The sequence below is a fragment of the Dyadobacter luteus genome (genome assembly GCF_003383615.1).
GTDB classification, from domain to species: domain Bacteria; phylum Bacteroidota; class Bacteroidia; order Cytophagales; family Spirosomataceae; genus Dyadobacter; species Dyadobacter luteus.
Genome location: NZ_QNUL01000002.1, coordinates 419,506 through 441,075, shown reverse-complemented (window position 1 = coordinate 441,075; position 21,570 = coordinate 419,506). Strand labels below are relative to the sequence as shown.

General features: G+C 44.1%; 18 protein-coding genes. 13 read left to right on the top strand and 5 right to left on the bottom strand.

The window, feature by feature from the left end; genetic code table 11:
* Positions 1-136: 136 nt before the first annotated feature.
* The 6 genes from DSL64_RS04700 to iolE all read left to right on the top strand — a co-directional run bounded on the left by DSL64_RS04700 (position 137) and on the right by iolE (position 8,450).
* Entirely contained in the window at positions 137-1,603 is a 1,467-nt protein-coding gene (locus tag DSL64_RS04700) for a CoA-acylating methylmalonate-semialdehyde dehydrogenase (RefSeq protein ID WP_115829486.1), read from the top strand.
* A gap of 113 nt (positions 1,604-1,716) precedes the next feature.
* A complete protein-coding gene (iolG, locus tag DSL64_RS04695; RefSeq protein WP_115829485.1) occupies positions 1,717-2,745 on the top strand; it encodes an inositol 2-dehydrogenase in 1,029 nt (342 codons plus the stop codon).
* Between the two features lie 111 nt (positions 2,746-2,856).
* Positions 2,857-4,470 carry a sodium/sugar symporter gene (locus DSL64_RS04690; RefSeq protein WP_115829484.1) on the top strand — a complete coding sequence of 538 codons (1,614 nt, stop codon included), beginning with the start codon at positions 2,857-2,859 and terminating at the stop codon, positions 4,468-4,470.
* Positions 4,471-4,610: 140 nt separating this feature from the next.
* On the top strand, positions 4,611-5,552 hold the full coding sequence (locus DSL64_RS04685; RefSeq protein ID WP_115829483.1) for a class II fructose-bisphosphate aldolase: 942 nt from the start codon (positions 4,611-4,613) through the stop codon (positions 5,550-5,552).
* A gap of 8 nt (positions 5,553-5,560) precedes the next feature.
* Positions 5,561-7,429, top strand: coding sequence for a 3D-(3,5/4)-trihydroxycyclohexane-1,2-dione acylhydrolase (decyclizing) (gene iolD / locus DSL64_RS04680; RefSeq protein WP_115829482.1), 1,869 nt, complete (start codon positions 5,561-5,563; stop codon positions 7,427-7,429).
* Positions 7,430-7,550: 121 nt separating this feature from the next.
* Positions 7,551-8,450: a myo-inosose-2 dehydratase gene (iolE, locus tag DSL64_RS04675; RefSeq protein ID WP_115829481.1), complete on the top strand. Its 900-nt coding sequence runs from the start codon at positions 7,551-7,553 to the stop codon at positions 8,448-8,450.
* Positions 8,451-8,494: 44 nt separating this feature from the next.
* On the opposite strand, the gene DSL64_RS04670 is transcribed toward iolE, so the two are convergent.
* The gene (locus DSL64_RS04670; RefSeq protein ID WP_147300334.1) at positions 8,495-8,779 is read right to left on the bottom strand and encodes a hypothetical protein; all 285 of its coding nucleotides are present in this window, start codon (positions 8,777-8,779) and stop codon (positions 8,495-8,497) included.
* A 311-nt stretch (positions 8,780-9,090) separates the two neighbouring features.
* Between DSL64_RS04670 and DSL64_RS04665 the strand changes: the two genes are divergently transcribed.
* The 3 genes from DSL64_RS04665 (at position 9,091) to DSL64_RS04655 (ending at position 13,513) form a co-directional block, all read left to right on the top strand.
* A complete protein-coding gene (locus tag DSL64_RS04665; RefSeq protein WP_115829479.1) occupies positions 9,091-10,527 on the top strand; it encodes a S41 family peptidase in 1,437 nt (478 codons plus the stop codon).
* Between the two features lie 238 nt (positions 10,528-10,765).
* Positions 10,766-12,754 carry a T9SS type B sorting domain-containing protein gene (locus tag DSL64_RS04660; RefSeq protein ID WP_115829478.1) on the top strand — a complete coding sequence of 663 codons (1,989 nt, stop codon included), beginning with the start codon at positions 10,766-10,768 and terminating at the stop codon, positions 12,752-12,754.
* A 123-nt stretch (positions 12,755-12,877) separates the two neighbouring features.
* Positions 12,878-13,513 carry a carbonic anhydrase gene (locus DSL64_RS04655; RefSeq protein ID WP_115829477.1) on the top strand — a complete coding sequence of 212 codons (636 nt, stop codon included), beginning with the start codon at positions 12,878-12,880 and terminating at the stop codon, positions 13,511-13,513.
* A 76-nt stretch (positions 13,514-13,589) separates the two neighbouring features.
* Here DSL64_RS04655 and DSL64_RS04650 read toward each other — a convergent pair whose 3' ends face one another.
* Complete coding sequence (locus DSL64_RS04650) at positions 13,590-14,573, bottom strand: acyl-ACP desaturase (protein WP_115829476.1); 984 nt, start codon at positions 14,571-14,573, stop codon at positions 13,590-13,592.
* A gap of 145 nt (positions 14,574-14,718) precedes the next feature.
* On the opposite strand from DSL64_RS04650, the gene DSL64_RS04645 reads away from it, so the two are divergent.
* The 3 genes from DSL64_RS04645 (at position 14,719) to DSL64_RS04635 (ending at position 18,095) form a co-directional block, all read left to right on the top strand.
* On the top strand, positions 14,719-15,453 hold the full coding sequence (locus tag DSL64_RS04645; RefSeq protein WP_115829475.1) for a lysophospholipid acyltransferase family protein: 735 nt from the start codon (positions 14,719-14,721) through the stop codon (positions 15,451-15,453).
* Between the two features lie 112 nt (positions 15,454-15,565).
* Complete coding sequence (locus tag DSL64_RS04640; RefSeq protein WP_115829474.1) at positions 15,566-17,362, top strand: restriction endonuclease; 1,797 nt, start codon at positions 15,566-15,568, stop codon at positions 17,360-17,362.
* A 319-nt stretch (positions 17,363-17,681) separates the two neighbouring features.
* Positions 17,682-18,095 (top strand): hypothetical protein, encoded by a 414-nt coding sequence (locus DSL64_RS04635; RefSeq protein ID WP_115829473.1) that lies wholly within the window; start codon positions 17,682-17,684, stop codon positions 18,093-18,095.
* Positions 18,096-18,153: 58 nt separating this feature from the next.
* On the opposite strand, the gene DSL64_RS04630 is transcribed toward DSL64_RS04635, so the two are convergent.
* Positions 18,154-18,600: a GNAT family N-acetyltransferase gene (locus tag DSL64_RS04630; RefSeq protein WP_115829472.1), complete on the bottom strand. Its 447-nt coding sequence runs from the start codon at positions 18,598-18,600 to the stop codon at positions 18,154-18,156.
* A 2-nt stretch (positions 18,601-18,602) separates the two neighbouring features.
* A complete protein-coding gene (locus DSL64_RS04625; protein WP_115829591.1) occupies positions 18,603-19,259 on the bottom strand; it encodes a Rossmann-fold NAD(P)-binding domain-containing protein in 657 nt (218 codons plus the stop codon).
* A gap of 209 nt (positions 19,260-19,468) precedes the next feature.
* On the opposite strand from DSL64_RS04625, the gene DSL64_RS04620 reads away from it, so the two are divergent.
* Complete coding sequence (locus DSL64_RS04620; protein ID WP_115829471.1) at positions 19,469-19,681, top strand: hypothetical protein; 213 nt, start codon at positions 19,469-19,471, stop codon at positions 19,679-19,681.
* 6 nt (positions 19,682-19,687) lie between these two features.
* Here the strand turns inward: DSL64_RS04620 and DSL64_RS04615 are convergent, their stop codons facing one another.
* The gene (locus DSL64_RS04615; RefSeq protein ID WP_115829470.1) at positions 19,688-21,424 is read right to left on the bottom strand and encodes a glycoside hydrolase family 9 protein; all 1,737 of its coding nucleotides are present in this window, start codon (positions 21,422-21,424) and stop codon (positions 19,688-19,690) included.
* Between the last annotated feature and the right edge of the window lie 146 nt (positions 21,425-21,570).

The following is a 21,570-nucleotide window of genomic DNA, read 5'->3' as shown; positions in this document are numbered from 1 at the left end:
AGTTACGCAAAAGCATTAAAAACTGGGAAGTTCGGCGCGCTGTTTCGCTTGGTTCTATCAAACAGTAAGAATTTATAAAATACGGCGCAACGCTACGGATAACTTCCCGAACACAGCGTTTCAAAACAAAACAAGAATGGAAAAATTAAAGAATTATATCAATGGGCAATGGGTGGATAGCCGCTCTGAACAATTCCTGAACGTAGTCAATCCTGCCAGCCAGGAAGTGCTTGCTCAGGTTCCTTCGGGCAATGCCCTGGATGTGGCAGATGCCGCGCAAGCAGCCCACGAAGGTTTCCAGGAATGGAAAAACACCCCTGTTTCCAAGCGCGTTCAGTATCTTTTCAAACTGAAAACACTGCTTGAAGATAACCTGGATGATATAGCGAAAACCATCGTACTCGAATCAGGTAAGACTTTCCTTGAAGCGAAAGCGGAAATGGTACGGGCAATTGAAAATGTAGAGAACGCTTGCGGCATGCCTGCCATGATGCAGGGTGAATTCTCGGAAGACATCGCAAAAGGAATTGACGAGTATATGATCCGTCAGCCATTGGGGGTATGTGCATGTATAGCGCCCTTCAACTTCCCGGGTATGATCACCTTCTGGTTTCTGCCTTATGCACTGGCTTGCGGAAACAGCTACATCATCAAACCATCTGAAAAGGTACCACTTACCATGACGAAAATTGTGGGTCTGATGGATCAGCTGGATTTGCCCAAAGGTGTGCTCGGACTTGTGCAGGGAGCTCGTGAAGTGGTGGATGCGATTCTGGAACATCCTGTCGTTAAGGGTATTAGTTTCGTGGGTTCTTCAAATGTTGCAAAGTATGTCTATTCCAAAGGTGCGGCGCATGGAAAACGCGTACAGGCACAGGGAGGGGCAAAAAATCCGGTGGTAGTATTGCCTGATGCAGATATAGACATGACTACACAGATCGTGATCGACAGCGTGTACGGATGTGCCGGTCAGCGCTGTCTGGCAGCATCTACAATTATCACTGTCGGTGATCATAAAGATATTACAGAAAGCCTGGTCGAGTCAGCGAAAACCCGTAAAACCGGATTTGGTCTGGACAGTGAAGTTCAAATGGGTCCGGTCATTACGGCGGAAAGCAAAAACCGTGTGAACAACCTACTTGATAAAGGAATTAAGGAAGGCGGCCGTGTTATCGTTGACGGAAGAAACCCAAACATTCCTGGTTTTGAGAATGGTAACTTCATCGCCCCTACGATCATTGAAGACATTCCTTTGGATGGCGAACTGGCAGCTACTGAAATCTTCGGTCCGGTTTTGAGTCTCGTCCATATCAATACAATCGAGGAAGCAATCCGGTTTATCAATTCCGGACGTTATGGCAACATGGCCTGTGTCTTTACCAGCAGTGGTCTGAACGCGCGTAAATTCCGTCATGAAGCCGAGGCCGGAAATATAGGAATCAATATAGGTGTTGCAGCTCCTGTGGCACAATTCCCGTTCTCAGGCTGGAAAGACAGCTTCTACGGCGATTTGCACGGTCAGGGCAAACATGCTGTAGAGTTTTTCACACAAACAAAAGTCGTTATAGAACGCTGGCTGAAAGAATGGAACCGCAAGTTTTAGGGCACAGGGTTTCGGGCCTGGGGAATAGGGTGAAAACACCCGCCCCACCTAACTCGAACCCCATACCCTTTGCCCCATGCCCTTTGACCAAATCCCTAAACTAACTTACCCCAATGTCACGAAAACTTAAAACCGGTGTGATTGGTCTGGGCCGTATTGGCCAGATACACCTGAGTAACCTGCTTCACCACATGCCTGATGCCGAGGTAATCATTGCATCGGATGTATCGGAAGCATCACATGAATTCGCCAAACGTCTTGGCGTAAAACAAGTAACAACAGACGCCTACGAGGTGATCAACCATCCGGATGTAGAAGCTGTAATCATCTGCTCTCCTACTCCGTACCATGTTCCTTACACAGTGGCAGCCGCGGAACAGGGAAAGCATGTATTTTGTGAAAAACCGCTCGATGTTACCATTGAAGCCATTCTGGCAGCAGAAAAAGCCGTTGCTGAAAACGGCGTAAAACTGATGCTGGGTTTTAACCGTCGCTTCGATGCGAATTTTAGCAACGTCCGCAATCTTGTGGAAAATAATAAAATCGGCGATCCGCATATTCTTCGAATCACCAGTCGCGACCCGGCACCACCACCTGTAGAATACCTGAAAATATCAGGGGGTATATTCCTGGACATGTCCATTCATGACTTTGACATGGCTCGCTACATCGTGGGCAGCGAAGTAAAAGAAGTATTTGTCAAAGGTGATGCGCTGATTCACCCTGAAATCAAAGAATTCGGGGATATTGACACGGCAGTAATCGTGTTGACCTTCGAAAACGGGGCAATTGGCGTGATAGACAACAGTAGGAAAGCTGTATATGGCTACGACCAGCGTCTGGAAATTTTCGGATCAAAAGGCATGGCTAAAGCTGAAAACAATACCACCGATTCGCTGATACACTTCGACAGCGCCGGCGGACACAGCGCTTTGCCGCTCCATTTTTTCCTTGAAAGATACGAGACCGCTTACCGTGTTTGTCTGAAATCCTTCATCGACTGCGTACTTCAGGACAAACCTTCACCGGTAGACGCGCATGACGGGCTTATGGCAACTGCCATTGGTATCGCGGCTATGAAGTCATTGACGGAGGGACGCACTGTGCAAATAAATGAGGTACTGGAACTAAGTCATGTCTGATCCCTGACTGTCCTTAGAATCTTATGTATTACATTGCATACTTTACGAATTGCAAACGTTTGCAATTCGTAAAGTACAATTAATATTCACTTTCATTATATAAAACCCTGCATGTCAAACACTGGTTTACAAACGCTGGATTATGTTGTTTTTTTCACCTATCTCGTTGGAGTATCGGCCTACGGCTACTGGATTTACAATCAGAAAAAATCTAAGGAAGTAAGTGCAACGGATTATTTTCTTGCAGAAGGTTCGCTAACCTTCTGGGCTATCGGAGCTTCTATTATTGCTTCAAATATTTCTGCCGAGCACTTCATAGGTATGTCCGGATCCGGTTTCGCGATAGGGCTTGCCATTTCATCCTATGAATGGATGGCGGCTGCATCGTTGATTGTTGTAGCCCTTTTCATTCTTCCCGTTTATCTGAAAAACAACATCTATACCATGCCGCAATTTCTGCGGCAGCGTTACAATCCGACAGTTGCCACCATTATGGCTGTATTCTGGCTGCTGCTGTATGTATTTGTAAACCTGACATCGATTCTGTATCTGGGTGCACTTGCGCTGGAGGTAACAGCGGGGCTTGATTTCACCTACGGGATCATCGGTCTGGGAATTTTTGCAGTAATTATCACGGTGGGTGGTATGAAAGTGATTGGCTATACCGACGTCGTTCAGGTAATCGTTCTGGTACTTGGCGGTTTGGCGACGACCTATCTTGCTTTGGATCTTGTATCACAGCATTTCAACGAACCGGGCATTTTAAATGCACTGGCCCTTCTGAAAGAAAAAGGGGATAGTCATTTTCATATGATTCTGCCTAAAGAAAGTCCGTTTTACAAAGATCTTCCGGGTTTGTCTGTAATTATAGGTGCAATGTGGATCAACAACCTTGCTTATTTTGGATGCAACCAGTATATCATTCAGCGTACACTCGGAGCAAATCTTTCAACTGCACGGAATGGTATTCTTTTCGCGGCAGTGCTCAAATTACTGATCCCGATCATCGTCGTTATCCCTGGAATTGCTGCTTTTGTTTTGTATGAAAATGGAATGTTTCAGCAGGAAATGCTTGATACGGCAGGCGTAATCAAACCCGACCACGCGTATCCGGTTCTTCTGAATTTGTTACCGACAGGCTTGAAAGGAATGGCATTTGCAGCACTCACCGCCGCTATTGTTGCTTCACTTGCAGGAAAGGCCAACAGTATATCAACCATTTTCACCCTTGATATTTACAAACAGTATATAAATCCGAAAGCATCCGAAGCTACACTTGTAAAAATCGGAAGAATTACAATCTGGGTAGCCATGGCAATAGGTGTACTTATCGCACCGCAGCTGCGCGTTCTGGAACAGGCATATCAGTTTATTCAGGAATACAGCAGCTTTATTACACCCGGTGTTTTTGCCATTTTCATTTTTGGAATGTTTTGGAAAAGAACGACGTCGGCTGCAGCCCTTACCGCCGCATTGCTGACCATTCCACTTTCGACAGCCGGAAAATTCCTTTGGCCAGATATTCCGTTCCTGGATAGAATGGGAATCATATTCCTGATCCTCAGCGCCGTGATTATCATCATGACCCTGGCAGATAAAAACAGCAGAAACAATCCGAAAGGCCTGGAAATCGAAAGTTCGATGTTCAATGCAGGGAGAAGTTTCGTAGTGGGATCGATTGTGATCTGTGGTGTATTGGCAGCTTTGTATACGGTGTTCTGGTAGAATGGCTATTAGCTTTTAGCTGATAGCGCTTAGCTCTTGCCCAATAACAGACCTCGTTGATTTAATAAATTATAAAAGGTTAGTTTGTTCTCATCAAATGGAATTTTGAAGATTGCTAACAGCCTACAGCTAACAGCTAAATGCTACTAACAACCAAACAACTTTTTGAAAAATGCTATGGTCGCTATGCGATTGCTGCGGTCAATGTATTTTTCATGGAAGAGATACACGGACTTTTTGCCGCTGCTCAGCAGACAGGTTCGCCTTTCATTGTTCAGACAACGCCTTTCGCACGTGATTACGCTGCTGCCGAAATGCTTCTGGCAATGATCAACGCTGCAGCTAAGATTTATCCTGATACAGTTTTTGCCATTCACATGGATCATGGTTATGAGGAGCATATCTATGATGCTGTTGCCAAAGGAGGATATACATCGGTAATGATCGACGCTTCACATGATACTTTTGACAAGAATATCGAACGAACCAAAGCCATCGTTGAACTGGCGCATTCCCGGGGAATAAGTGTTGAAGCAGAACTGGGTGTACTCGCCGGCGTAGAGGACGACCTGACGGTAGATGCAGCTCATTCGTTCTATACCAATCCGCAGGAAGTGGAAGATTTCGTGGCTGCCACAGGCTGCGACAGTCTGGCTATTGCCGTCGGTACCAGCCATGGTGCCTACAAATTTTCGGGCGGGCAGGGACTTCAGCTTCATATTCTGAATGAGATTCAGAAGCGCCTTCCCGGATTCCCTCTGGTACTGCACGGCGGATCCAATGTCAGCAGTGAGGTTGTAGAGCGTATTAACGCAGCAGGCGGGAAAATCAAAACAGATGCCCGTGGCGTACAGGATGATGAAATACGAAAAGCTATTCCCCTGGGTGTATGTAAAATCAATATTGCTACTGACATGCGCCTGGTATGGACGATGGTCAACCGTGAATTTTTCCGTGACAAACCGGACGAATTCGCTCCGACTACACCAGGAAAGACTTTTATAGAGACTTATAAAAATTTTATGATCAGTAAGTTTGAACTGTTCGGAAGTACAGGTAAAGCTATTGAGTTCCAAAACTGAAATAGAGTATGAAAACCAGAAGACTGACCGTAGCTCAGGCTACTATAACCTTTCTTAAAAACCAGTATATTGAGCGTGACGGCGAGGAAGCTCCGTATTTCGGCGGATGTTTCGGAATCTTCGGCCACGGGAATGTAGCTGGTCTCGGACAGGCACTGCACGAAAATCCTGACTTCCGCTACTACCAGTCTCGCAACGAGCAGTCGATGGTGCATGCAGCGGTCGCTTATGCCAAGGTAAAAAACCGTCTGGGTGCATTTGTTTGCACGACTTCAATCGGTCCGGGAGCTACAAATATGATTACAGGAGCTGCCCTGGCTACGATTAACCGTCTGCCGGTTTTACTTCTTCCGGGAGATATTTTCGCTACCCGCGAGCCCAATCCCGTTTTACAGCAGCTTGAAAGCGCCGGAACTCAGGATATATCTGTCAACGATTGTTTTAAACCCGTATCTAAATATTGGGACAGAATTAACCGTCCGGAGCAGCTTATTTATTCTCTTCCAGAAGTAATGCGCGTGCTCACCTCTCAGGCTGAAATGGGTGCTGTCACCCTATCTATGCCCCAGGATGTACAAACCCATGCTTACGATTACCCGGAAGAACTATTCAAAAAGAGAGTCTGGAAAGTGGGCCGACCCCGCCCGGATGCCGGCATCGTAACAGAAGCCGCAGAATGGATCAGATCTGCTAAAAAACCAGTAATTGTTGCCGGAGGAGGTGCCATCTATAGCGATGCTTCAGAAGTCCTTCATCAGTTTGCCATCAAAACAGGTATTCCTGTCGGCGAGACTTTTGCGGGAAAGGGAGCCGTGCGTTTCGACCAGCCTTACAGCGTTGGAGGTTTAGGGGCGACGGGTACTAAATATGCTATTGAAGTAGCGAATGAGGCTGATCTGGTAATCGGAATAGGCACACGTTACAGCGACTTCACCACTGCATCCAAGTCTATTTTCCAGAACCCGGATGTCAGGTTTGTTAATATTAATATCTCTGAATTCGATGCTTTCAAACACGCTGCTTTGCCCGTTGTCGGAGATGCAAAAGCGACAATTGAAGAGCTATCCGCATTGCTGGGAGATTTCGAAGTAAGTGCTGATTACCGTCAAAAAATTGCTGATATCAACAAGGCTTGGGACGATGAGGTAACCCGTATTTATGAGGAAGGAAATGGAACCATCTCCCCTATTGACCAGGCCGTGGTCATTGGTGCTCTGAACAGCTTTATGGATGACAGAGATGTGATGATCAACGCTTCAGGAAGTGCTCCGGGCGATCTTCACAAATTATGGCGCGCTACGGATCCGAAGAATTTTCACCTGGAATATGGGTTCTCCTGCATGGGTTATGAAATCGCTGCCGGACTTGGTGCAAAAATGGCTGACCCGACCCGTGAAATATATGTGCTCTGTGGCGATGGAGGCTATCTGATGAACAATCATGAGATTGTAACTGCTATTCAGGAAGGTATCAGGTTTACGATTCTTTTGCTTAACAACAATGGTTACGCAAGTATCGGAGGACTTTCCGAAAGTATAGGCGGAGAGCGGTTCGGAACAAGGTACCAATATAGAGAAGAAAATACAGGACATCTCTCAGGAGAATTCCTTCCGGTAGATCTGGCAAAAAATGCAGAAAGTCTGGGCGCAATTGTAATTCGTGCTACCGACAAGAAGTCACTCGACGAAGCACTCGCGCAATCCAAACAGAACGAACGCACAACAGTGATCTATATTGAAACCAATCTGTATCGTACCGTAAAAGGTTACCACGCCTGGTGGGAAGTTCCGGTAGCAGAAGTTTCTCAATCCCCATCCGTCCAAAAAGCCTTTGAAACCTATAAAGAGAACAAGAAAACACAAAGAATATTTTTATAGCGCGAGGCGAAGAATTTAGTTGTTAATTATCAATTGTTAACTGCGCCGCAAGCCATTCTTAGCTCTCAATTCTTAACTCTTAATTCTCAACTCCCTTACTACTTAACTTCTTTCTAAAACAATGAATTTCGAAAATATAAAATTGGGTATTGCTCCTATCAACTGGACCAATGACGATATGCCGGAGCTTGGCGGCGAGAATACTTTTGAGCAATGTATCAGTGAAATGGCTCTTGCCGGATTTACTGGTTGTGAGGTTGGAAATAAATTCCCCCGCGATACGGATGTATTGAAAAAGGCCCTTGGTCTGAGAAGGTTACAGATATGTAATCAATGGAACAGCTATGAGCTGACAACCAAATCCCTGGAAGAGAATATTCAAAACTTTACCCGATTGCTCGACTTCCTTGAAATCATGGGAGCAAAAGTGATTGGTGGTGGAGAAACCGGTAACAGTTGCCAGGGCCTGAACGTGCCTGTCTTTGAAGGAAAAGGTATGCTGAATACTGATGCCGAGTGGAAAACCTTTACTACAGGACTCGATACGCTGGGTAAAATAGCAAAAGACCGTGGTATGAAGCTTGCTTTCCACCATCATATGGGCACCTGTATACAGACCATCGAAGAAACAGACCGTCTGCTGAATGAGACAAATCCTGACTACGTGTACCTGAATTATGACTGCGGGCATTTCCATTTTGCAGGTGAAAACCCGGTTACTGCTTTGGAAAAGTACATTAGTCGCACTGCACATATCCACCTTAAAGACGTTCGCCCGAATGTTCTGGAACGTGTTCATCAGGAAAAACTGAGCTTTCTGACTGCTGTAAAACAAGGCGTATTTACCGTGCCGGGAGATAAAGAAGGCTGCATTGATTTTCCTTCACTTTTCGAAGTGATCAAAGCAAGTGACTACCAGGGTTGGATCGTACTGGAAGCTGAGCAGGATCCTGCCAAGGCAAATCCATTGGAATATGCGATCATTGCCAGAAAGTTTTTCAACGGTCTGACAGGTATATAGAACTTTCAGCCGGATAGATACAATCCAACCGGCTGAAAAAACGATCAGTTACACGGAGTGGCAAGAAAATCATCCAGATCTTGTTTAGCCTGACCGGTGTAATAGTTTGCACAGCTTTTGTAAAGATCCCTTATCGCATTTTTATAGGCTTCACATTTAGCCGTGTTCGTCGGATCACTTGCCAAAGCAGTTGCAGCTGCAGTTGCCTTTTCAGCATTGTTACTGCAATTTACAGGGCTTGGAGAGTTGTCTTTGCCTCCGCAGGATAAAAAAAGGACAGTGACGAAAGTCGTAAAAACTGCGATAGTTGATTTAAATAACTTTTTCATAGCGCTTGCTTTTTTTGACATAAAAGTAGGCAGCTGGCAAAAGTCGTGGTAGCGTAAAACTACGTCTTTGAGTAAACGGAAACGGCGTTAACAAAAGGTTTCAAAGGAATTTACAGGCGGTACAATCATAGTATTACCTGATACAAAAGTGAATAATAAAGAGGATGTTATATAGACAAACTGGCCTGGGTTTCCCGGGTCATTTTTTTTATAGCAGCATCATTTTTGCCACACTTCAAAGTCCTGTCACGTAATATTCATTACAAGACATTAATCCCCGGACTTACAGATTCCATTCCAATTACTGCTATATGATCAAGTTTAAACAAATCAACAAACTACTCTTTCTTCTCGCACTGGCTGTATTTTCAGCTTGCCAGAATAATGAAGTAGATCCCGATGAAGAAACAGGTTCCGACTCTGACTATCAGTCAGTGAATACCTGGATTTACGAAGTGATGAACGATGCCTATTTCTGGTATAAGCAAATGCCTGCCAGTACCACGCTGGATGCAAAGTCGAATCCCACCGATTACTTTGAAAAGCTGGTTTATCAGCGTACAACTACAGACCGGTTTTCGATGGTTACCGATGATACTGACGAGCTTCAGAACAGTTTCGATGGCATCAGCAAGATCTTCGGCATCAGCTATTCTATTTCTTACATTGACAACACAAATACCAGTGTCGGCTTATTTCTCAACTATGTTGTCAATGGCAGTCCGGCTGCTAATGCAGGACTCAAAAGGGGAGATATTATTTTAAAAGCAAACGGAACACAGCTTACCAGAGATAACTACAGCTCTCTGTTGTCAGGAAGTGAAACACTTACTTTCACGCTCGGCACTGTCAATGGCAGCATGATATCGGCTGGCAGCAGCACCGTGAGTGTAACCAAAGCAGTTGTGACAGAGGATCCTGTTGCTTTTTCTACTGTCATTGATAAGTCTGCGTACGGCAAAAAGATCGGATACATCGTTTATACTCAGTTTGTGCCGGGAATAGATGGCAACGACTCAAAATATGATAATGAACTGCGCCAGATCTTCGCAGACTTCAAAAGTCAGGGTGTCAATGAGCTGGTGCTGGACCTGAGACTCAATTCCGGAGGCTATATCAGTTCTGCAACCACCCTGGCATCATTGATCGGAAAAAGTGTATCGGGTAGTAAAGTCTTTTACAGGGAACAGTGGAACGATAAATATGTGGCTTACTGGCAAAAGCAGTATGGATCTTCTGCGCTTGACTATCCATTTCAGAACGAAGCAAATAATATCGGTGGCAACATCAGCAGGGTATTTGTGCTGACCTCACAAGGAACCGCATCGGCGAGTGAGCTGGTGATCAACGGGTTGAAACCTTACATGGACGTTGTTACAATCGGCGATCATACGGCAGGTAAGAATCTGTTCGGCTCTTTAATCAGCGACGATCAGGGCAGATGGAAATGGGGATTGTACATCATGCTCGGCCAGACAGCTAATGCAAACGGTGAGTCGGATTACGGTACAGTGAATGGTATGACGCCTGTTTATCAGGTTGCAGACAACCTTCTGCCCTACAAACCTTTCGGAGATGACAACGAGCCTCTTTTCAGTAAAGCCCTTTCTGTAATGGGTATTCCCATAAGCACCAATGCAAGGACCGCCTCAGGCAGAACGGCTTCTGCAGTTGTTGCAGGCTCGTTCAGAGATAATCTTCAGGTAACTGAGTCCCGGATGATCAAGACATCTCTGAGAGAAAGATAGAAACCGGAAGCAATTCCCGCAATAAACACAGAACAATGGCTACCCTCACGGTAGCTATTGTTGTTTATATGCTCATTATTAATGGTAATAACTTTATAAAACGATGGTACCTGATGACATTCCCGTTTCTATGTTTTAATTTGCAGCATAATAGCCGCCTCCACCAGTACAATTCACTTTTAAGTTTAGAAACAAGTATACGTAATCAGTTACCAAGCTGAGCACACCCGGTAGTATCATGAAACGCGCGTTATGGCTGTTATTATTTTGTAATCTGCTTCTTAGTCTGTCAGGTAAGAGTCAAAATGTTGAACATGTCTACCGCTTTTATGAAAATCTGACGGTGAGCGCGCCGGAATGTGGGCCGGATCTTATTCCATTGCAAAATGCAGGAAGTTGTAATGCCGGTCAGGTACACGGTACTTATCAGGACGACAATCCTCCCTGCCGTGCGAATAGAAAGGTGTATCACAATAATCCTGGTTGGGGACTGAGCTACACCAACCCACAAGGCGTAATTGGTAACAGCTACACGATCAGCATGTATGTGAAAGTTGCCAGTTGGGGCGGTAACAAAATACCCGTCCTGAGCTTCTTCAACGGAGCTGACGACGACGGCATCTATTTTGTAAAAGCACCTGTAGGTAATGAATATTGTCTTTCTGTTTCCAGTCAGGCTACTGTTGGCGAATGCCCGTTTTTTAATACAAACAATTATTATCTGCTCACATTTACCCGCAATGAGCAAACCGGCATATTGTCCATTTATGTAAATAATGCCCTGTTTGCAACATTCAACGATGCTGCCGGCAGGTATACAGCCAATGCGGGCAGAGCAATCCATCTGTTCCGGAACGAAAACGTCAGCTCATGCGACTATGCAGAAGTAAACTTTTCCTATATATCCTTCAGCAATACAGCCTCGTCTCAACAGAAAGTAGCTGAAAACTATGGTAATATATGTTACACAGCCAACATCAATTCCGCAGTAGACTTCCTGATCACCCCTAACCCAAGCTGCGGATTTCCTGAAAATATCACAATTAATTACTCCGGAAGTATTCCCGCAAATAGCACCGCCTATTCATTTGAATGGGATTGGGATGGCGGCAAGGTAATTTCTGGTAGCGGCCGCGGTCCTTATCAGATAGCCTGGGACACGCCTGGCCCCAAAGATGTATCATTGGTCATCACTCACACTGAATGTGGCGAGACAATCCAGAATACCAAAATCGCCGAAATCAGCGCACTGGATCTTACCACAGAGGTAATACAACCGTCTTGCGCAGATCCATTGGCAACAGTCACAGTAACACCTATTGAAGGAAAAGGCCCGTTTCAATTTTCTGTTGATTCTGTTAATTTCCAGAGTTCAGAACAATTTCGCATACCCGCAGATACGTATCGGATATTTGTAAAAGATGCCGGTGACTGTGTTGTCGGAAAAGATCTGATAATCGACCCAACCGGATCGGTACTCGTAAAAACTATCGAAGACACTACCATATGTGAAGGGCAAACCATTTCTCTTACCACTGAGAGCAATTCTGAGATACACTCGTGGCTTCCTGAAACCGGACTTGACAACGCAGCCACAAAGGATCCGGTGGCATCTCCCAATGTAACGACAACTTATATCGTTTCAGCCGGCAGTGACGGTTGTCTACAAAGGGATACGGTCACCATTACGGTTATTCCCAAAATCGAGATTACCGTAACACCGGATACGGAGATTGAAGAAGAAATACCGTTTCAATTGCAGGCCGCTTCAACGCAGCTTGACAATATTGCAGGAAGCAGCTACCAATGGTTTCCGCCTACCGGGCTGAACAATCCCCGTATTGCTAATCCGGTGGCTACGCTACTTTCAAGCAATACTTACACCGTGAGGGGCACTACACCAGAAGGCTGTTATGCAGAAGCATCAGTCACACTGCTGATAATCCCTCCCGACTGGATCTATCTTCCAACTGCTTTTTCTCCGAACAGTGATGGAAAAAATGACATACTCTATCTGAATACTAAGGGAATTAAAGAGTTTTCCTACTTGCGGATTTATAACCGGTGGGGACAACTTGTCTTTTATACGAATGATATCACCGCAGGCTGGGACGGGCGATTCCGGGGAGCCGAACCGGTTGCAGGCGTTTATACCTTTCAGTTGTCCGGAGTAAGTGACCGAAATAGAACGATCCGTAAAGAAGGCAGTATTTTATTACTGAGATAGATAATTTTTACTGGTTTTATTACAAAATCACAACATCGTATAGCTTGTCTCGTATGATTTTTATCATAAATTTGGGATTAATAAGATGTCCCCGGCGGGACGTCATACTAACTAAATTCTGATATGGATATTAACAGCGTTTTTAAGAACAACGAAGAGTGGATAAAGTCGAAACTGTCTGCTGACGAAAATTATTTCGATAATCTTGCTTCAGGACAAAAGCCTGAATTTCTTTACATTGGCTGCTCAGACAGCCGTGTTACAGCAGAGGATCTGATGGGTATCAAACCAGGTGAAGCCTTTGTACACAGAAACATCGCCAACCTTGTCAACAACGTGGATCTGAGCGTAATGTCAGTGCTGAATTATTCTGTGCGTCACCTGAAAGTGAATCACATTGTAGTTTGCGGACATTACAACTGCGGTGGTGTGAAAGCAGCTATGCAACCTGTTGATATGGGATTGCTTAACCCATGGCTGAGAACGATCCGTGACGTATACCGTTTGCATAAGGATGAGCTGAACGCTATAGAAGACGAAGGCAAAAGATATGACAGACTCGTTGAGCTGAACGTACAGGAGCAATGCTTCAACCTGATCAAAACAGCTGCCGTACAGCAGGCTGCAATTGAAAGAGGTTTGACAGTTCACGGATGGGTTTTTGATATCCGCACCGGAAAACTGATAGACCTTAAAATCGATTTTGATAAGGTTCTGGAGAACGTCAGAGAAATCTACAACCTGTATCCGGAAGCTTAATTCCTGATCTGTTACAACTAAAAATCCCCGTAAAACCAATGGCTTTACGGGGATTTTCTATATCCTAAAATACAGATTACTTGATCCAGCTGAACTCGTAGGCCAATTCAGGTACGCGTGTACGTTCAGCAATTCTTTTCAGACGTGCCGGCAAAGCCATCAGATAATCCCTGGCTTTTTCCGCCCTTTCGTTGATATCGCGGATAGAACCTATTTCCCATTCAACGAGCAATGATTCAAGAATCTCAATATAATCATTGGTTGTATACACACCCAGACGCTGTGCTGCATCAGAGAAGTGCGCAAAGGTATCCCCCATTTTCACACCCGTTTCACGAAGGAAATGGGCAGGCATCACAATCTTCTTTCTCATCATATCATCCAATGCCAGCAACAGCTCGGATGGATCTACAAGAAGAATACGTCTTACAAACTCTTTGTACGCTTTTGCATGTCTCATTTCATCCGAAGCAATCACACCACAAATCTTAGAAAGATGCGGATTGCCGAATTTCTTGGCAAGTGTTGCTGTTCTTCTGTGCGAAACGTTGGTAGCAAGTTCCTGAAATGATGTATAGATAAAGTTTCTGTAAGGATCGCGGTCTGTACCGATGTCAAAACCGTCAGCGATCAGGTACTGTGTGGAAACTTCCATGGCCCGCATGTTTACGCGGCCGGATAAGTATAAATATTTGTTGAGCAGGTCTCCGTGACGGTTTTCTTCCGCCGTCCAGGCACGTACCCATCTTGACCAGCCCGAAGGGTTATCCACCTGATCTACCCCGATCACATCCATCAGCCATGACTCATAAGTAGGCAACGCTTCCTCTGTGATCGTGTCACCGATCAGAACTGCTATATAATCGTATGGCAAATCCCGGCAACTTTCCTGAAGTAATTTAACTTCGGTTGCAAAGTTTTCCTTGCTGAAGTCAGGCAGAAAATCTGTTGGTTGCCAGTTCTCATCGATTGGCTTAAGATATTCGGAAATCAGTCCGTCCAAATCCTTCCCTACATGCTGCATCACTTCTAATCTTTCTGCTGAAAGTGCGGTATCCATTATAAATGCTATTTTATTCTCAAATTGACAGTTTTACAAAGTACGGTAATTTAATGTAAGTTTTACATGATATTTATCAATTAGTACCCTACAATTTTTATCATACAAAGCAGTTTTCGACTATTTTTGCAGAAAAATAAGAGGAATGAAAAAAATCATTGACTATCTGCTAAGTGCCCTTTATCTGCTCCATTTCGGCCTGACGCTACTCGTATTCCATGTAATTCAGGTAATTGCGTTTCATGTGTTTGGAAAGAAGGTGCACAAGGTAAGTGTCGATTATCTTAATTTCTCGCTGACATTCGGTCTGTACCTGACTGGCTCACGGATAATCCTTGAAAGTAAAACTTCTTTGCCCGATAACCGCCCGATTATCTTTGTGGCCAACCATCAGAGCATGTTTGATATTTCTGCACTGATCTGGTATCTGCGCAAGCATCATCCCCGCTTTGTATCCAAAATTGAGCTGGCCCACGGCATCCCGAGTATCTCCTATAACCTCAGAAAAAGTGAGGCCGCCATTATAGACCGTAAAGACGGAAAGCAGGCCATCATGGAAATCGCACGTCTCGGCAAGTTGATCAACGACGAGAAAAGTGCGGCAGTTATCTTTCCTGAAGGTACACGTACAGCGAGCGGTATCATGAAGCCCTTTGTCGCAGGCGGGGTAGCTACACTTCTGAAAAGAGCACCCGGCGCATTGATAGTCCCCGTAGCGATTAACGGTACCGGAGCCTTCAATCCCAAAGGCGTATTTCCCCTCAAATCTTTCAGCCGACTTTCATGGACAGTCCTCCCGGGAATAGAGCCTGCGGGTAAAAAAGTAGAGGAAATCCTGGCCGAGGCGCAGGCTGCGATTCAGGCTGAGATACAGGGATGAGGAATTTCCATCATCTCTCTGGAGATGTTCAGAATAATTCCAGTATATTACCATCTCACTTCTAAACCATAAGCGTTACAATAAAAACTTCCCTCTATATCCTCCTTTAAGAATGGCAATACAATCAAAAAACAAATACCATAAGATTTATGAGTACGATGAATATACCACAAGGGGTGGCACTATTTACTATGTTCAGATAGAACATATTGGACTAAAAACTCATCGATTATTAAGAGATAAAGACGATTCAATATTGAGAAAAAAAGCTATTTCTCAGTTAGTTAAATGGGATGAAATATGGGAAAAGAATGAAGCTAGGAGGGTAAAGCAAGAGGAGAAATCCAATAATCAGGCAAGTGCTGACGAGCTTAACAGAATTGCCCGGCTAGCTCTGAATCAGGTGGAAAATATCCTAATCCATACTCTTTCTATAAACGACGCTATTAATTGGAACGACCTGAAGGATAGAGAAAGATTTGTAAAACCAAATCCAATGGATTCGTATCTGAAAGAAGTGTCTAAACTTTCGATACCCGTAAGACCTACGTATAGCAGTCAACCTCCAGAGCCTTTAAAAAGTAAGTTCGAGCCAGAGTTTACTTTTTGGGATAAGTTATTTTCATCATCTCGACAAAAGAAGGTGGACACTTCGAACAAAATATATCAGACTGAGATTGAAAATTGGAAAAGTAGTTGCGCCTCTATAATCACAGCTAATGAAAATAAACTGAGGTTTTATAACGAAGAGGTAAAAAGATTAAATAAGCAAGAAGAAAATCTTAAAATAGAGTTTCAAAATCTAGAGAAGCGATGGAAAGAGGAAAAAAAAGTATTTCTGGATCAACAAAGCTCTTACAATGAAAAAATTGAATTATTAAAGAATGCATACCTGAATTCAGATCCTGAAGCAATTGTGCAATATTCTGAAATGGTTTTAAATAATTCCGTGTATCCAGATACATTTCCAAAAGATTTTGAACTAGATTATAATAGTACAAGTAAAATGATGGTTCTGGACTACACACTTCCAGCACCTAATGATCTACCAAAGTTACTGGAAGTAAAATTTATCGCTAGTAGAAATGAATTAAAGGAATCATATATCTCTGAAACACAAAGTGCAAAACAATATGACACCTCTATTTATAATATTTCATTAAGAACTGTTCATGAACTTTTTGAAGCAGATACTATTAACGGTATTGATGTAATTGTATTTAATGGCTGGGTTGAAGTGATAAATAAAGCAACAGGAAAAAAAGTTAATAGTTGTATTGTATCACTTCAAGTCAAGAAATCCGAATTCATGGAAATTGACCTTGCTCACGTTGATCCTAAAACATGTTTTAAAAATTTAAAAGGTGTGGGTAGCAGCAAGTTGAGTGGGATAACAGCTATTCAACCTCTAATTACAATAAATAAACATGACAAGAGATTCGTCTCTTCGTACGAGGTTACTTCAACTCTGACAGAAGGATATAATCTTGCAAGTATGGGATGGGAAGATTTTGAGCATCTATTGAGAGAATTATTTGAAAAAGAATTTAGTAGTAACGGAGGTGAGGTAAAGGTTACCCGAGCTAGTAGAGATGGAGGTGTAGATGGAATTGCTTTTGATCCAGATCCAATTAGAGGTGGAAAAATCGTGATACAAGCAAAACGATATACTAATACGGTCGGAGTTTCCGCTGTCAGAGACTTGTATGGAACCGTAGTTAATGAAGGAGCCACAAAAGGCATTCTTGTTACTACGGCAGATTATGGTCCAGATGCTTACGAATTTGCTAAAAACAAACCTATAACATTACTCAACGGAAACCATTTGCTATTCCTTCTCGAAAAACACGGTCATAAAGCCAGAATAGATCTTGCAGAAGCTAAGAGAGAGCAATTAGCAAAAAAATGATTATCCATTTAGATCCAGAAGGAGGAATACTTACAACATTTGTTATTGTATGGACTGTTGACTGCGGTGAGTGATTTCACTGATTGTTATGGAAATGCATGATTAGTACTCATTACGCACCGAAAAACGTATCCTCACTTAACACGTCGTTAACATCTACCTTGAAAATAAGTTAAAACACTAAAAATCAGCGGTATTCCTAAACGCCTACACCTCTTTCTTCTTACCATTTTCCTAAGTTAACACTCGTTAACAATCCCAACTTTAAACCTCTCCCACTTCTTTTTCTCTAACCGTTGAACTTTAAAAACAACAGGTCATGAAAAAGATATTTTTGATTGCAACGCTTCTGGTATTCGGCTTCACTGCAGCTAACGCTCAATATGGTCCGCGTGATGACCGTTACCGCCATGACAACCGTAACGACCGCTACGAAGACCGCGATGATCGTGGACGCGGGCACAGTTCCAATTCTGAAATCAACTACTTACAAAGAGAAGCAAGAGAAAAAATAGCGTTTGGTATACGTTCACGGCAACTTACCCGCCGTGAAGCGAATATGCTTACAAACAGGTATGAGCGCATCGAAATGAAAGAAAGAGAGTTCAGCCACAGAGGCCGTTTGTCTAACCGTGAAACTAAAATTCTGCGAAACGATCTAAGACAACTGATCTCTGAAACTCACCGCCTGATACGCCGCAACGACGGATGGGCACGTGGAGGCCGCTACTAAGATAGTTTGAAGGTTTAGGGTAATTTTGGAAAGCATCCTGTTTCTGACGGGATGCTTTTTATATTTTATCCAGATATCTGACCAGCTTGACATGTGACTTGATAAAGCCTTCCCTTTCATAAAACCTGTGGGCGGCATGCCGGGTTGCCCTTGATGTAACCTCCAGCTGAGCCGCGCCTTCCAGTATGGCATGTTGCACAACCCTAGTCATCAGCGTTTCGCCAATCCTTTGAGAACGGTAGTCGGCGTAGACAAACATTTCCTGAATTTCTGCTACCAGTGCAGCATGATGCAGTAATCCCTGAATATGGCAACTAACCATACCTACTGTCTTCTCTTCTACATCTGCCAGAAAATAGGCGATATCCGGGCTGGTCAGGTTTCTCAGATACACCTTTGAGAAGACGTCCTTATCCAATTGCTGATCCTCCAGCGCACAAATCATGGCGTATACAACGTCAAGATCAGCACCTGCAGCACGGCGAATAATGGGAAGAACCGGCATTTTCAGAAAGATTGTAATATGTCCGACTCATGAACGAAGATTCCCTTTTCGGTCTTCTTGGCAAATGCAAGCATAGCGTTGGCAACCTTTCCTGAATCGATCGCTCTGTATTTTTTCAGCGGTCCGAGCATAATAGGTTTAAAAATGGCGGCCAAAACCTCTCCCGCTTTTTCACCCAGACGTGTTTCCTGACGATTCCCTAATAGCAGTGATGGCCGGAAGATATGCAGTATTGGATAATTCAGAAGTGAAAGCCCTTTTTCCACTTCCCCTTTTACCTGATTGTAAAAGATACCAGATTCCGCGTCTGATCCCATGGCTGTCACAATCAGGAATTTTTCTGCGCCGTTCTTCAAACCAAGTTTAGCAATACTGAGCGGATACAGCAAATCTACTTTCTTAAAAGCTTCCTTGGATCCCGCTTTCCTTATTGTGGTACCAAGGCAACAAAATATATCATCGGCCTTGACAAGAGAAGGGGTGGGATTGTTAAAGTCGAAAATCACTTCTTCCAGTTTGGTATGTACCATACCCAGTGAACGTCGGGAAAGTACCACAACCTTATCGTAGTAAGGCACATGTAAAAGTTTGGTCAGTAATTGTTTACCTATTAACCCGGTGGCACCCACCAGCAAGGCAGTTCTAGGGGTCGACGTCATTTCTTTTCGGGATTGATTCATAGCAAAAGGTACGCATTCTGATTCTATTTTCAGAAGTGCTTGTTGATAAATTACGTATACGGTAGCAGTCCAAAATATCATTCCAGAGGTTACAAAACCTTATTTTATATTTGGATAGGAAAACCGGGTAACTGCATCACTGGCATGCATTTTTAAAACCAGACTCCTAACAACAACCGATCACAGCTATGAGCGCGAAAAAAGGAAATGTAGAAGGCGGATCTCCATCCCCTTCCGGAGTGGAGGACGAAGATCGCCATGATGATGACAGCAAACAGCCTGCTAAAAAAGTAGAAAAGGATGCTGAAAAGAAAAGCGAAAGCAACAATATGACCGGTCAGAAAGGCTATAATGAAACGCCACCGGACGTACCCGTAAAATCTTCAAAGAAACAGGAGTAGCTGATGCTATTGACTGAATGCGTCGAGTGCAGCAGCCAGATAAACCAGAGGCGCATTCCAGTTGATGGCAATTTCGTTGGAAGCATACGAACAGTCGTGGTCAGTAAAGGATTCGTCGGCAAACTTATTGGGGTACGTAGTACATTTATCCTGTTGACCAGGATTGGGGCCTCCCGACAAAAGCCCGGGCACTGGCTCCACAATGCCGTCTGCCATTGAAATACGGTGATGTGGATGCATCACACTTTTTGTTCCTGAGCCGGTAAGGAAGCAATAATCCGTGGCGTTTCTTCCCAAAAGGTAATCGAAATTGCCCCTCGCGGCATTCAGAAACGCCACATTTTTAGAAAGCCGGTAAGCATACAACAAAGCTATACCCTGATTGGCCGCCACTGAACTACTTCCCCAGGCATAGTCAGAAGCCTTTTTCCCCATTACAGTATGATAAGGCTGTCTGTCCAGTTCTGTCACTAAATCATTGGAATAAGCCATCACTGACTTTCTGACATCGGAAAGCAGCGTTCCCTCAGGCTTTAATTCTTCACCTGCCCGTAGTATCGTGTAATATCCCAGAGTTTTAACCTGATTCCAACCCGGCAAACTCAAAGGTTTGTCCAACTGAAAATTGATATCTTTGATGTACTCAGCCTTGCCTGTAAGTGTATACATCTCTGCTGCAGCCCAGATCCATTCATCAGAAACATTCCGGTCGCCATAAGTTCCCGTCTGAATTCCGGGGGCGAATTTTTTGTTGATCTCTTCCTGTTCATACAAAAGTCCGGGATTTTGTTTTGCCCATTTCCATCCCCTGACCGCCGCCGTGATACAGGAATCTGCAAGTCCCGGGAGCTTAGCCTCAAAACTTTTGAATATCCTGGCAGACTGCGCCATCACTGCCACAAAATCCAACGTGGCCGCAGTACTCTTCTGAACGACATACCGCGGTTTATCGCATGCAGCCGGCATAACCATTCCATCAAATCTGGCATTGGTCAGTTTGTGGTATACACCGCCATCTGCAGGATCCTGCATAGTCAGCATCCATCTTAAATTATACAGCACCTCGTCGAGCAGATCCGGAACCCCATCATTACTTTCCGGTATATTGGTATTCAGGTTTTCAAAATATTGCGGGTAATCTTCGTACAACGACAGCAGCGTACCCATCGTAATACCCGAATTGACGATGTATTTATTGTAATCTCCTGCATCATACCAGCCTCCCGGCGATTTGATCACGAAATTTTCGGGCCGCCCGTCCGATATTGCTGAGGGGTGTATAAGTACGTGTTCGTCAGCATGTGCAGCCGGCCTTGCCCATTTGCCGGCATACTTTTCAGGTAAATCTGTTGAAGCACGTTGCAAGTAGAATCCTCTGAGCGACGCAATTGCAATATTTTTGTAGACATCATCTTTAACCTCAAACTCTGCAATGCGTTTTTGATCCCCCACCTGCAGCCGGTATTTACCAGGTGTTTTCACGGCTGAAAAATCGGCTATACGGCTGCTTTTGCCTGAATGCTGACTCTTTCTGACCTCGCCTAATTGTCCCTTCAGAACCACCTTGCCCGTGCTGACGTTTATAATAGTAAAAGGGCTTTGCGCTGCTGTGATTACCACGGCCAATTTCTCCGCTTTGGGATAAAACCCAACCTGGTTCAGACGAATGTCTTCAGACTTCTGAGCAAGGCTTTTGAATGTCAGTAAGGTCAAAAAAACGGGTAGCAAAAATGCATGTTTCATGGTTCAGGAATTTGAATGAATATTTTTTTTTAAACAATTAACTATCAAGCATTTGCAATAAAATACCCTGATACTATTGAAAAACAAAAGCCAACACAGCCCCTGCTGCCAAAATCAACTCTGACAGATGCGCAAAAGAAATGTGT